Below are 13,412 nucleotides of genomic sequence, written 5' to 3'. Positions count from 1 at the left end.
ATCGGACGGCCCACGCTGACTCGTCAGGTCAGCGCTACGAATCAAGCCTTTCCGGCAGCCCCGAAAAGCTCCTGACGGATCTCTCCCCACACCGTGGCATAGGAGTCGATGATCGGTTCTGAAATCCACTTGGACTCCCCCGCTTGAACTTTAGCGAGAGCATCCGAGAAGAGATCCTGGTAGCGGGACAACCGCGGAACGAATGCCGACAAATCGTCGAACAGGTTTGCAGCTCGACGATCCAGCTCCGCAAGAGAATCCGCGTCCGCACTGCCGATCAGCGCGACGAATTCCTCGTCCAGAGGCAGGAAAGTTTCGTATACCTCGCCGATGGAGTCCTCGTCGATCGAGACCCGCTCAGCGTCCAACTGATCTTCGAGTTCTGCCAAACCCCTGTCGGTCAGGCTGATGGCGTTTTCCGCTTCGATCGCTTTGCCCTGCGCGACAAGTGCGTCGTACGCAGCTTGACCGGAGGCTGCGCTGACGCCCAGGTGCTCGGCCAGGACGACCGCTCCGACCCGCTCCTTGAGCCGTACTGCCTGGAGCAGCGCCAACTCGTCCACATTGCCAGCGAAGGCCATCGATTTCTCCTACTCACGTGCCGCCTCTGCGGCTCCAGCATCTCAGCGGACACCCAAGGGTTTCCGCAGCCCGACGAAGGGCTCGACAGAATCAGATCACACGCTGATCGATCGTTGTGAAGTCACCGCAGCAAGCCGGCTGTCAGGCGACTGAATCGGCCTGATCAGGAATCACGCTGCCGTCCTCGCGAGTGACGGCACCCTTGGCCCCAGCCTCGTCGGTGTACGCGTCGGTCGAGCAACGATAAGGTGCATCCGCCTGGGATTTCGGTTCGATGAACATGGGGTTGACCAGCCATTTTCCGTCACTGTTGTCATAGGCATTGCACATCAGTTCGGGATTGTTGCGGTTGATCACCAGGCGCGCACCGGTCGCATCTCCGAGGAACGTCACGTCGGTGACAGAATCACCGGCAGCAAACACCTGACGCCGATCCGCAGGCAACTGCTCGAACGCCGTAGGCCCTTGCACCCCGTAGACAACCTCGTTGACCTGGCACCGCTTCCCGTCGATGTACGGAATGACCGAGTCGTCACCGTCCGCAACCCCACCACATCCCCGCAGGCGCCCCGTCAGAACGCCGCCCTCGACGATCGGCCGAACTCCCATCACGTGATCGGCATCCAATCCCAGCTGCTCCGACCAGACACGAACGACCGGTTCGGCCGACGCGGAGATGATCCGCACGTCGAATCCATGAGCGCCGAGGGTTTCCACCAAATCTTCGATTTGCGCGTAGTAACGCACCGAGCCGTCGACTTCCGTGGTACCGACGGTCTGATCGGATCCTTCTGCAGCAGCGAGATTCTCAGCACGCGCTGCGCGGGCGTACTCGGTGATCTCGTCCTCGGTGTGCCCCGCCATCAACTGCACCGCCCACGCGTATGCAGCCTTGGTCCGGCGGTGATCGTAGCCGTCGAATGCAACCTGTCCGTCGCGAGTCTTCTCCTCGAGTACCGCAACGATCTCGTCAGCGCAGTCCAAGTCGGTACTGGTTACCAAGGGTTGACCCGGTGCGGTCTCCGAGCCACACGCGGCGGAAAGTGCGGCAGCGCCGGCTGGAGTCATGAAGCGACTGGTGGTTGCCCAGTCCGCTCCGGCGGGCTGTAACACCTTGTTGTTCTTGATCATCCAGAATGCAGTGGCGCTTCCGATGTCGTTCTTGACAACTGTGTTGTCCCAGTCGAAGAGCGCCAACGGAGCGCCGTCATCGACATCACCTGCAGCTCCACACGTTCCGAACTCCGTCATCATGGCATCCAACCTCACACGGTTGTCGCCGTACCACGCCAGACTGGGATCCAACGCCGCGCAGGATGAACTACCCTGCGCCGCATCCTCTTTCGTGGCACTCTCGGCCGAACTACATGCAGTTGCACTCAACAGGACACTACCTACGGCCAACGCACACAGGGCGCGGGCATGCAGCGAACGGAACATCGATTCCCTCATTTTCGTCGTGATTCGGGTACGACGGCATACCCGAGTGTCGATCGACCCGGGTATGCCGTGCAGCTGTCAACTAATCGAGCGTCAGCACTTCTCCCGACGCAACGGCGTCGGCGCGAGAGGTGTCCTTGAGGTCGACGCCGGAGCGGCCCAATTGGCGCGCTCCCGTCACCAACCCCAGGACGACACGAGCAGCCTGCTCGTATCCGAGGCCCTCGGGTGGGTGGACATTGGAAATGCAGTTTCGATCCGCGTCGGTACGACCGACGCGCGGAAGGTGAGTCAGATAGATCCCGACGCTGTCCGCAACGGAGAGCCCTGGACGTTCGCCGATCAGGACGATCGCCGTCTGCACTCCCATCGCGGCGGCGATGTGATCACCCAGTGCCACACGGGCATTCGTGGCGATCACCGGCGGCGCAATCGAGTACCGCTCCCCCAACACCGTGACCAACGCGGACAGTAGTTGCTCGCCGTGGTCCATCAGTGCTCGCGGGGAGAGTCCGTCGGCGAGGATGAACCCGATTTCCTTGTCGGAGCTCTTGATCGCGCTCAGGTCAGCAGGCTGGCGACCCAGGTCGGGTCTCCGGAGATACTCGCTGCGAGTGGAGACGCTGCTCGCGACTACCACCGGTGCCCCGATACCCACCCCGTCGACCCGACTGGCGAGAGTCTCGGAATCGAGTGGCTCGTGCACTGCGTCGCGGGCTGCGGCGTGTGCTGCCTTGAATTCGAGAACCCGCTTGGTGGGCAACGAATCTCCGGCACGCCCCAACCCGATACGCGATTGTGTGGTCTTGCGCAGTGGACCCCAGAAATCGAGGATCGGTGCCTGATCTTCGGTCATGAGTTCACCGTCAAAGCCCGCAGCGGCGACATTTCGGCGTCGATCGGAAGAACCCGACCGTTTGCGTCGGTCATCCCCAAGTTGTGGAGCCAGGTCTCGAACTCCGGGGCAGGCTGCAAACCGAGGACCTTACGCACGTACAACGCGTCGTGGAACGCCAGACTTTGATAGCCGAGCATCACGTCGTCGGCGCCGGGCACCGCGATCACGAACGCCGCGCCGGCGACGCCCAGCAAGGTGAGGAGGTTGTCCATGTCGTCTTGATCGGCTTCGGCGTGGTTGGTGTAGCAGACGTCCACTCCCATCGGCAGCCCGAGGAGTTTTCCGCAGAAGTGATCTTCCAAGCCCGCGCGAATGATCTGCTTGCCGTCGTAGAGGTACTCGGGACCGATGAAACCGACCACCGTGTTGACCAGCAGCGGCTCGAGATCTCGAGCCACGGCGTATGCCCGAGTTTCGAGCGTCTGCTGATCGACCTGGGCTCCGCCGGTGCCGTAGTGGGCACCTGAACTGAGGGCGGATCCCTGCCCCGTCTCGAGGTACATGACGTTGTCGCCGACGGTTCCGCGGTTCAACGAACGCCCGGCCTCGTTGCCCTCACGCAGGAGCGGAATATTCACTCCGAAACCGGAATTGGCGCCTTCGGTACCGGCAATCGATTGGAAGACCAGATCGACCGGCACCCCCGATTCGATCAGTCCGATAGTGGTGGTCACGTGCGAGAGCACGCACGACTGAGTCGGGATCTCGAATCGCTGACGGATGTCGTCGAGCAGGTGGAGCAGATCCGAGGTGGCCTGAGGCGAGTCCGTCGCGGGGTTGATACCGATGACGGCGTCGCCACATCCCATCAGGAGACCGTCGAGCGTTGCCGCTGCAATGCCGCGTGGATCGTCCGTCGGGTGATTCGGCTGGAGTCGAGTGCTCAGCCGTCCAGGTAGCCCGATGGTCGTGCGGAACCCCGCGGTGACCGTGATGGCCTTCGCGACGGCGATCAAGTCCTGATTGCGCATGATCTTGCTGACCGCGGCAACCATTTCCGGGGTGAGCCCGGGACTCACGGCGGACAAGCGTGCGGAAGCTTCCGGCGCCGACGCAGTCTCGAGCAGCCAGTCCCGCAGTCCGCCGACGGTCAGGTGGGCCACCGGCGCAAAGGCGAGGCGATCGTGGCTGTCGATGATGAGCCGGGTTACCTCGTCGTCCTCGTACGGAACCACAAGATCCGCGAGGAATATGGTCAGCGGAAGGTCAGCCAGTACCCATTGGGCAGCAGCACGTTCGGCATCGGAGCTTGCCGCGCATCCGGCGAGCTCGTCGCCCGAGCGCAGCGGTGTCGCCTTCGCCATCAGATCGACGAGACCGTCGAACGAGTAGTTGGTTCCGGATACCTGCTGGTGATACTTGGCCATCCCGCGACTCATCCCAATTCTTCTTCCGCCTGTGCAAGTACAGCAAACTCCTCGTCCGGCGAGTTGGCAACAAGGTGGTGGCGACTGTAGAGACCGAAATACGCCATCAGAACTCCGAAGGCAACCAAGGTCAACAGTGCTGCAACGGGATCGACCAGGAAGGTGGCCACCACCGATACTGCCGCGATCACGAGCGCAAACGAGGTGGTGGCGATACCGCCGGGCGTGCGGTACGGGCGCGGCATGTTCGGCTCGCGCTTACGAAGGACGATGTGACTCACCATCATCAGGACGTAGCTCACTGCCGCGCCGAACACCGCCATGTTGAGCAACATGGCACCTTCACCGGTGAGTGAGAGCGCGAAGCCGATGATTCCAGGAACGACGAGAGCGAGAGTGGGTGCCTTGCGCTTGTTGGTCACCGACAGGTTTTTCGGCAGGTAACCGGCGCGGGAGAGCGCAAACGTCTGACGTGAGTACGCGTACATGATCGAGAAGAAGCTCGCGACCAGACCGGCGAGGCCGATGTAGTTGACGGCCTTCGCCGCTCCGCTGTCTCCCAGAGCCTCGACGAGCGGATTGCCGGAGGTGGACAGGGCGTCAGCACCGAGCGCGCCGGTGGCGAGGAAGAGGACCGTTGCGCCTGTGACGATCAGGATCAACATGCTGATGATGATTCCGCGCGGGACGTTCTTCTCTGGCTCCCGTGCTTCCTCGGCGGCCAGCGGTACACCCTCGACGGCAAGGAAGAACCAGATCGCGAAGGGCACGGCCGCCCAAATTCCGAGCAGACCGAACGGCAGGAACGACGACGATCCGACGGCGCTCGTATCGACGGCGATATCGGTGAGGTTGGACGAATCGAAAAGGCCGACAGCCGAAACCGCGAACACGACCAGGCCGACAAGTGCGATGGCCGTGATGATGAACATCGCCTTGAGTGCCTCACCTGCACCGGTGAGGTGAATTCCGATGAAGATCGCGTACACCGCGAGGTACACCCACCATCCGTCGGTGATCCCGAACAGGTTCAGGGACTCGACGTAAGCACCGATGAACGTCGCGATCGCCGCGGGCGCTATCGAATACTCGATGAGAATTGCTGTGCCGGTGGCAAATCCACCCCAAGGCCCCATGGCCCGTCTGGCGAACGTGTATCCGCCACCCGCAGCCGGAAGCGCCGAAGACATCTCGGCCATACCGAGCACCATCGCCAGATACATACCCGCAATGACGACGGCCGCGATGAGAAGACCACCGAAGCCGCCTTCGGCCAGTCCGTTGTTCCAGCCGGCGTAGTCACCGGAAATCACATAGCTGACGCCCAACCCCGCAAGCAGCACCCACCCTGCTGTTCCCTTCCGGAGTGTTCGTTTCTCCAGATACGAATTGTCTTCCGCGTGGAAGTCTGCGCCGTCGTGGTGTGCACCCGCGGCACCGGCGTTTTTGCCGGTTGCGTGGTCGGAAAGAGACATGTCCATCCTCTGAATCGGTCAAGAATGAGACGACGCACGGTGGATGCGTCGCGTGAAATGAACGGTATGTGGGCGATGTACGGAGAAGGTCGCCTGGAGATGACCGTGCTGTTAACTGGCTGTCATGTGAGCGGCCCCGAGTCTGTTCAGATCTTCTTCAGGCGGCCGTTCTCAGGATCGGGCGGCCGCGCCCGGCACCGGGCAGGCATCGACGGCCTCGGCGACGACCTGGGGAACCGTCGGCGGCGAAGGTCGCACGCCCGCTTCCCAATCGGCGCCAACGAGAATGCTCGACGCGCCAAGTACTTCGTTCTCTGCCGGTGTGAATGCCCTTGCTCGACTGAGGAATCTGAATCCTTCAGGAGACTCCAAGCTGAACCCACCGCCTCGCCCGGGCACGACGTCCAGAACCAACTGGGTGTGCTTCCAGGCTTCGAACTGTGATCCGGAAATCCAGACCTGTACAGCGTCCGTTCCGGTGGGAAGGTCTTCGGGAATCTCTCCGACAGCAAGCCGGAGGTCGACAATTCCGAGTAGTACGTCACGGTCTCCGACGATGAATTCCCCTGAGGGATAACACATCGGGGCGGAGCCGTCACAGCATCCACCGGATTGATGCATCATCAGTTCGCCGTGAGTCCCGCTGAGGCGGCGCAGGAGGTCAGCCGCCCCAGCGGTGGTCACCAATCGGGGTGGAACGGCGCCGGTATCGGGTGTGACCGTGGCGCTCATTCCAACCTCCGTGTTGTTGTGCAGGTTTGCATGTTGCAGTCGTGCTCGCCGGCACCCGCAGCGAGGGGCTCACGGGTGCCGGGGGTCGATCAGAAGAAGCCCTGAGCCTTCTGGGCGTAGCTGACCAGGAGGTTCTTGGTCTGCTGGTAGTGCGAGAGCATCATCAGGTGGTTCTCGCGGCCGATGCCGGACTGCTTGTATCCACCGAAGGCGGCATGTGCCGGGTACTGGTGGTACGTGTTGGTCCAGACGCGACCGGCCTGGATGTCGCGGCCTGCGCGGTACGCAACTCCGCCGTCGCGGGACCAGACACCGGCACCCAAACCGTAGAGGGTGTCGTTGGCGATTTCGATGGCCTCGTCGTAGTCCTTGAACGAGGTGACCGAGACGACGGGTCCGAAGATCTCTTCCTGGAAGATGCGCATCTTGTTGTTGCCGGTGAAGACAGTCGGCTGGACGTAGTAGCCGCCGGACAGGTCTCCGCCGAGTTCGGCCCGCTCGCCGCCGGTGATGACCTTGGCGCCTTCGGCCTTGCCGATCTCGATGTACGAGAGGATTTTCTCGAGCTGGTCGTTGCTGGCCTGCGCACCGATCATGGTGTCGGTGTCGAGCGGATCCCCTTGGCGCACAGCCTTGGTGCGAATGGCGGCCATCGCGAGGAACTCGTCGAAGATGTCTTCCTGGATCAGCGAACGTGACGGGCAGGTGCAGACCTCGCCCTGGTTGAGGGCGAACATCGTGAAGCCCTCTAGTGCCTTGTCCTGGTAGTCGTCGTTGGAGGCGAGCACGTCGGAGAAGAAGATGTTGGGGCTCTTGCCACCGAGTTCGAGGGTGACGGGGATGAGGTTCTGCGATGCGTACTGCATGATCAGGCGACCGGTGGTGGTTTCGCCGGTGAACGCGATCTTCTTGATTCGCGGGCTCGACGCCAGCGGCTTTCCGGCCTCGACGCCGAAGCCGTTGACGATGTTGAGAACACCGGCAGGCAGCAGGTCACCGATGATGCCGATGAGGTGAAGGATCGAGACGGGTGTCTGCTCGGCAGGCTTGAGCACGATGGCATTGCCGGCAGCGAGGGCGGGAGCAAGCTTCCACACGGCCATGAGGATCGGGAAGTTCCACGGAATGATCTGGCCGACTACACCGAGCGGCTCGTGGAAGTGGTAGGCCACGGTGTCGGAGTTGATCTCCGAGAGCGAACCTTCCTGTGCGCGAATAGCTCCCGCGAAATAGCGGAAGTGATCGATGGCGAGCGGAATGTCGGCGTTGAGGGTCTCGCGGATCGGCTTGCCGTTGTCCCACGACTCGGCGAGTGCGATGGATTCGAGGTTCTCCTCCATACGATCAGCGATCTTGTTCAAGATGATCGCGCGCTCGGCAACCGAGGTCTTGCCCCAGGCCGGAGCTGCTGCGTGCGCTGCGTCGAGAGCGAGCTCGATGTCTTCTGCTGTGGAACGAGCCACATCACAGAAATTCTGTCCGGTCACCGGTGTCGGGTTCTCGAAGTACTGACCCTTGACCGGAGCAACCCATTCGTTGCCGATCCAGTTGTCGTATCGAGACTGGAAGGACATGATCGCGTCGGCGGTACCTGGGCGGGCGTACACGGTCATTGCAAGCTCCTATGTAAACGTGTTCTTCCTGGGCGCACCCACCAAATCGGTGACTGCAGTCCCACCCCCCGGTGGGGTGTGATTCACAACACTAGGAGTTGCAACGTTGCAAGTACGTTGCGTGCGAGAAACGCAGCTGATTCTCAGATGCCCAATTGGCGGTCGAGGAGATCAATTCTTGCCTGGACCTGGGAATACAGCGGAGATTGAGGATCCAACGTGGACAGGTAGGCCTCCCACACGACGGAGTCTTCGCGCCCGTGTACGGACGTGGTCCACCGGGCCAGCAGGTTGGCGTCACCTCCACGCAGCAGAGCCGCCTGCACCCTGGTGCGTAGTTCTTCCCGCACCTCTTCGATTCCCGGGGAGGCCGAGCCTGCCAGTACCGGGCCCGAATACAGTTTCATCGCCGTCGCCGCGTCTCCGCGATCCAACGCTGCCCGCACGTCGCCGACGTCTGTCGTGAACTCCGTGATGATCCGATAAGGACGCGAAGCCAGCCGGTCGGCACCGAAAACCTTACGAAGCCGCGACATTTCCGCGCGAATGGTCACTGCGTCGAGCTCCCCCTCGTCGAGCAGGACCGCAAGGTGGTCGGAGCTCAGACCCTCCGGATGTTCGGAGAGCAGAAGGAGAATCTCGGCGTGACGCTGCGAAATCGGGATGCGGTCACCGCCGCGAACCAGCGTCGGCCGTCCGGCACCGAATGTTTCGAGGCGCGGAGCCGTCGCGCTGAGCGGGATAGGCGAGTTCAAGAGGTGGAATCGCAATTCCGATTCGGCGGCCGCAACAGTTGCACGGATCAGCGACAGCACTTCGGGAACCGCGACCCTGGGACCACCGGTGATGTCGATGGCACCAAGGATTTGCCCAGTGGTGGGATCGTGGACGGGTGCGGCCGAACAACTCCAGTCGTGCACGGTTCGGTTGAAATGCTCGGATCCGAAAATCTGTACGGAGTGATCGAGAGCAAGCGCCGTTCCCGGCGCATTGGTGCCGACACGATCTTCGCTCCAGTCGGCGCCTTCGACGAAGTTCATGGACAACGCCTTGTCCTTGGCCGAGTTGTCACCCTCGACCCAGAGCAGTCGACCGTGTGCGTCGCTGATCGCGATCAGCAATCCGGTCTCGGCAGCATCTTCCACCAGGAGTTTCCGAATCACCGGACGGATCAGTGACATGGGATGCGCGGACCGATATTTTTCGAGTTCCAACCCTTCGAGCATCTCAGGGTTGCCGACAACATCAGGATTTACTCCCTTGTTGCGGCTCCGCATCCAGGACTCGAGCACGACCGAACGGACATGGGAGTCGTCGGTCAGCCCCTGGCCGGGCACGCCGCGGGCATCGATGAACGACTGATGGGCAGACGAAAGTCGCCGCGCGAGTAACGCGACGTCATCCCCTGGCCTGACCGCCACCCACGGGTTGCCGGACACAGCCTGTTCACGTGCCATATTTTGCGTTCCTCCGCTCCGTGGACCACTGTAACGCCGATCACAGCCCATAGGCGAGAACGACCATTCGGTATGACTGTCGACCTAGCCTGCTGCCCCTCGCGGTCACTCGTCACCGAGCAGGATGGCGCTTGCTCGTTCCGCGACCATCACCGCGGTCGCGTGCGGGCCGCGAGTCGGGATCGTCGGCAGGATTGACGTGTCAACAATACTGAGCCCTTGCGCACCGATCACACGGCACCGACCATCGACGACAGCGAACGGGTCCGACTCAGACCCCATCACACAGCTACCGGACATGTGCAACGACGTACCGAGTCGGGATTCGATCCACTCGTCGGTGTACTCCACAACGGGGCGGTCGATCAATCCGGTCTCGGCGATCGACTCGAGAAGATTCTCGGCGATCTGCATTCCTTCCCGAATGGCTGCTCGATCGTGTGTCGACGCGACGTAGTTGTATCGAATACGCGGTGCCCCAGCGGGATCCCCCGATGCCAGTTCGATACTTCCCCGGCTGCGCGGCGCCATGAGGACCACTCCGACGCCGTGATCCATGCGAGGCACACCGGGAACCAAATCCGTGAAAGATGCGGTGTACGGACGGATTTCAAGCTCGGCGAGATTGAGCGCGGCCTCCAGCACCGGTGTCTGCGAGCGAATCGTGCGAGGCGTCGAAAAATGGTACGGCAGAAGCACTTCCGGGTGGTCGACGAAGTTCTGTCCGACGCCAGGTCGATCGAGAATGACGGAAACTCCTTGCTCTGCAAGTTGTTCCGCCGGACCAACACCGGAATTCAAGAGAATGTGCGGCGTCGCCACCGCACCCGAACACACGATCACGTGGTCGGCACGAATGCGTCGGACGTTGCCGTCGTCGAGAACGTCGACGCCGATCGCACGGGTTCCCGAGAATACGATGCGAATGACGTTCACTCCGGATTCCACCCGCAAATTCGGGCGGTGCAACGCCGGCATCAGATACCCGATCGCAGTACTGATCCGACGATGGTCCGCCACGTTCAGTGGCACTCGGCCGACGCCGAACGAGTCCGGCGCATTCTTGTCGACGTCGTCGGGAAAGCCTGCTCCGAGCGCTGCCGCATGAAACTCACCGCTCAGTGGATGCAGTTGGTCCCACGCTCGACGCTCGACCGGGATCGGACCGGCGGAGCCGTGGAACTCGCTCTCGAAATCACGATCCGTCTCAGACTTCTTGAAGTACGGCAAGACGTCGTCGTATCGCCAAGCACTCGGCCAGTTCTCGAAATCTGCGCGGGTCGCGCGAGTGAAGTACGCACCGTTGACGGCCCCGGACCCACCGAGTGTCCGCCCGCGCGCGATCGTGGACACCCGACGCGGTGTCAACTCGACCGGATACGTCCACGTGTATTCGCTCGCAGGTCCGACCGGTAGTCGGTACGGATCACTCAGAACGTCGGGAAGTTCAAGCGCCGAGCGGTATCCGATTCCCGATTCGAGGAGCATCACCGCGGCGGATGGATCTTCACTGAGCCTGGCTGCGACGACACAGCCACACGTGCCACCACCGACAACCAGAAAATCTGCGTAGTCGGCTTCTGTCACTTGGTGATTCGAGGTTTCAGCGCCGCCCAGTCTCGGGCCTCGAACGCGCCCCGCCAGAGTCCGGCTCCATACGCGATGTCGTCTGCTCGTTTGAACAAGACGTACCGAACCGGACCCAACCCGCCCGGCTCACGGTGGCGATACCAGTCCACCAAACCTTCGGTGACTGCCGCAGCGACGGCCAGTCGCCGAATTCGACGGGAGGCGATCACCGCCAGGAGCGTCACGGGCCAGTAGTGACGGCACATAGCCGAGGCGAGTTGCCAGAATCCTCCGACAAACCCTTGCGCAGTGAGGATCGCTGCAATCCGGGTGGGCTGACTCAGGCCGTTGAACATCTTTCGCAGGCGATACACGGTGAAGAGCAGTGCGCCCAACGCACCCGCAAGACCGGAACGTGTCAGTGTTGCGGCGGCGATGCACGCGAAGAGCGTCGAGAACGACATCGCCATCGGCGGAACCGAACCCTCGTGTCTTGCAGCCAACGGCGCCGCACCCGTGCCGTAGAACGCTCTCCTGGCGAACCACTTGTCGAACTGAACTCGATGATCGTGGGCGACATGCGCTACCGGTTCGTACCTCAGTCGCCAACCTGCAGCCTGCAGTCGCCAGCAGAAATCGACGTCCTCGGCTACTTCGAGACTCTCGTCGAAACCGTTGCATTCGAGCGCCACGTCGCGCCGGACGATCACGGCGGCGCTGGGGACATAGGCGACCGGACTGCCCGACTTCACCGCCGCTTCCTTGCGTCCGAGGTCGAGAGACGATCGCATGTTCTCGTACCGCGCCAGCGCCGTCCCGTACGGATCGAGGGCGACGATGCGGGGTGCAACGAGGGCAACCCCTGGATCGCTGAAGTGGCCCAACATCAACTCGAGCCAACCGGCACGCGGTATGACGTCGGAGTCGAGGAAAGCTACGAAACGTGTTTGGGCCGAACGCAATCCCGAGTTTCTCGCTGCCGAGGGTCCGCGGGCGCTCTCGTGCCGCATCACCGTGATGGTGCCGGTGCCCGGGCAAGCGCGACGGGGCTCCACCGGCACTTCCGAACCGTCGTCGACAACGATGACGGTCAGATCCTTGAGGACGGGCAGCAACCGTTCGACGCCGGCCTGGTTGTCCTTGACCGGAATCACGACGGTGACATCCGCAGCGGACGGCGTCGACATCGGACGCGGATTCGCGACGCCTGAATCGAGGAGGTGCCGAGCAACCGCAGCGCTCTGCTGATCGACCACCTCGAGGAAGCCGTCACCGATCATCGCCGCAGCCGTCGGAGCCAGCTTGAGCATCCGTGTCGGAGAGCCGCCGATGAGCACCCGGCCGCCCGAGTACGTGCGCACCTTGGGGTCCAACCGAATGCCGAAGCCGTCGGGGAGTCTTGCTGGTCGCATCAGATGATCGTAAGGGACGTAGCCCGTCGTGCTGCAACTCGTCGCAGCCTCGAAAGCCGTCGCAGGTGGACCGTCCGCCCCCACTCGGTCGTGGTCGTCACCGAAGCCTCCCATCTGGACCAGGCTCCCACCGGGCCAGTCCATCCGTCACGCGTCCTACCAACTCACCGAAGATGTATGCTCCGTCTTCTGCGGTAGCCCCGACTGGATTGCCGAGAACGCCGTTTTGCGACACAGCGACCATACCGCCCGAACGCATTCCTGGCATCAGGTCCGCGATAGGAGACAAATTTCCTGTCTCAGCAAGGCTCATGTGCACCAAATCGGGCGAAAGGTGCAGCAATAGGCTCGTTTCAGTGTGTCCCGCGTGTGCGTCGGCACCCGGCACAGCGCACGGCGCCCAAGCGGCGTCTCGCCCCTCATACCGCAGAAGCGCCACCGCTTTGGCCAATGCGGGTCCATTTCCGCCGTGGCCGTTGACGAACAGCACCCGCTTCGCCCACCGGAATGCGGACCTTCCGTACTCGACTACGACGATTTCCATAGCCTCGGCACCGATCGAGATAGTGCCGGCAAAACCTTCGTGCTCGCCGCTCGCTCCGTATTCGATGGCCGGGGCCACGACGACGTCGGACAGAGCCTGTGCGACTGCTCTCGCGATCCGCGTGTCGGTATCGAGAGGCAGATGCGGACCGTGTTGCTCGAAAGAACCGACCGGGACCACGACGGTGAGCGAAGTGCCCTCGAGCGCCGGACTCGGGATGGCAGCAAGGTCACGCAGGAAACTCATCCCTCGATGGTATTGGTGCCGGCCCCTCCCACCGCAACACTGCTTGCGGATACACCGGGGCATGGTTGTGCCCCGGT

At 62.3% G+C, this 13,412-nt stretch carries 11 protein-coding genes; all 11 read right to left on the bottom strand.

Annotated elements, in window-relative coordinates:
* Window positions 1–41: 41 nt before the first annotated feature.
* The 11 genes from ACSW29_RS10340 to mftE all read right to left on the bottom strand — a co-directional run bounded on the left by ACSW29_RS10340 (window position 42) and on the right by mftE (window position 13,335).
* Window positions 42–581, bottom strand: a complete 540-nt coding sequence (locus tag ACSW29_RS10340; protein WP_448277166.1) for a hypothetical protein — start codon at window positions 579–581, stop codon at window positions 42–44.
* 142 nt (window positions 582–723) lie between these two features.
* Window positions 724–2,022 carry an HAD-IB family phosphatase gene (locus ACSW29_RS10335; RefSeq protein WP_448277165.1) on the bottom strand — a complete coding sequence of 433 codons (1,299 nt, stop codon included), beginning with the start codon at window positions 2,020–2,022 and terminating at the stop codon, window positions 724–726.
* Between the two features lie 82 nt (window positions 2,023–2,104).
* The gene (gene eutC / locus ACSW29_RS10330; protein ID WP_019744242.1) at window positions 2,105–2,878 is read right to left on the bottom strand and encodes an ethanolamine ammonia-lyase subunit EutC; all 774 of its coding nucleotides are present in this window, start codon (window positions 2,876–2,878) and stop codon (window positions 2,105–2,107) included.
* Complete coding sequence (locus tag ACSW29_RS10325) at window positions 2,875–4,299, bottom strand: ethanolamine ammonia-lyase subunit EutB (protein ID WP_448277164.1); 1,425 nt, start codon at window positions 4,297–4,299, stop codon at window positions 2,875–2,877. The genes eutC and ACSW29_RS10325 overlap by 4 nt, the downstream gene beginning before the upstream one ends.
* Window positions 4,296–5,768, bottom strand: a complete 1,473-nt coding sequence (eat, locus tag ACSW29_RS10320; protein WP_003941913.1) for an ethanolamine permease — start codon at window positions 5,766–5,768, stop codon at window positions 4,296–4,298. Before eat ends, ACSW29_RS10325 begins: the two co-directional genes overlap by 4 nt.
* Before the next feature lie 165 nt (window positions 5,769–5,933).
* Window positions 5,934–6,494 carry a DUF779 domain-containing protein gene (locus ACSW29_RS10315; RefSeq protein WP_448277163.1) on the bottom strand — a complete coding sequence of 187 codons (561 nt, stop codon included), beginning with the start codon at window positions 6,492–6,494 and terminating at the stop codon, window positions 5,934–5,936.
* A gap of 89 nt (window positions 6,495–6,583) precedes the next feature.
* A complete protein-coding gene (gene adh / locus ACSW29_RS10310; protein WP_007730158.1) occupies window positions 6,584–8,107 on the bottom strand; it encodes an aldehyde dehydrogenase in 1,524 nt (507 codons plus the stop codon).
* A 143-nt stretch (window positions 8,108–8,250) separates the two neighbouring features.
* A complete protein-coding gene (locus ACSW29_RS10305; protein WP_019744245.1) occupies window positions 8,251–9,564 on the bottom strand; it encodes a helix-turn-helix domain-containing protein in 1,314 nt (437 codons plus the stop codon).
* Window positions 9,565–9,669: 105 nt separating this feature from the next.
* Window positions 9,670–11,151: a mycofactocin dehydrogenase MftG gene (mftG, locus tag ACSW29_RS10300; RefSeq protein ID WP_448277162.1), complete on the bottom strand. Its 1,482-nt coding sequence runs from the start codon at window positions 11,149–11,151 to the stop codon at window positions 9,670–9,672.
* On the bottom strand, window positions 11,148–12,545 hold the full coding sequence (gene mftF / locus ACSW29_RS10295) for a mycofactocin biosynthesis glycosyltransferase MftF (protein WP_317825210.1): 1,398 nt from the start codon (window positions 12,543–12,545) through the stop codon (window positions 11,148–11,150). Before mftF ends, mftG begins: the two co-directional genes overlap by 4 nt.
* A gap of 97 nt (window positions 12,546–12,642) precedes the next feature.
* A complete protein-coding gene (mftE, locus tag ACSW29_RS10290) occupies window positions 12,643–13,335 on the bottom strand; it encodes a mycofactocin biosynthesis peptidyl-dipeptidase MftE (protein WP_317825209.1) in 693 nt (230 codons plus the stop codon).
* Window positions 13,336–13,412: the final 77 nt, after the last annotated feature.

This window comes from Rhodococcus sp. GB-02 (genome assembly GCF_053470465.1).
The sequence above is the reverse complement of the archived record's forward strand: the minus strand, read 5'-3'. Positions and strand labels throughout refer to the sequence as shown.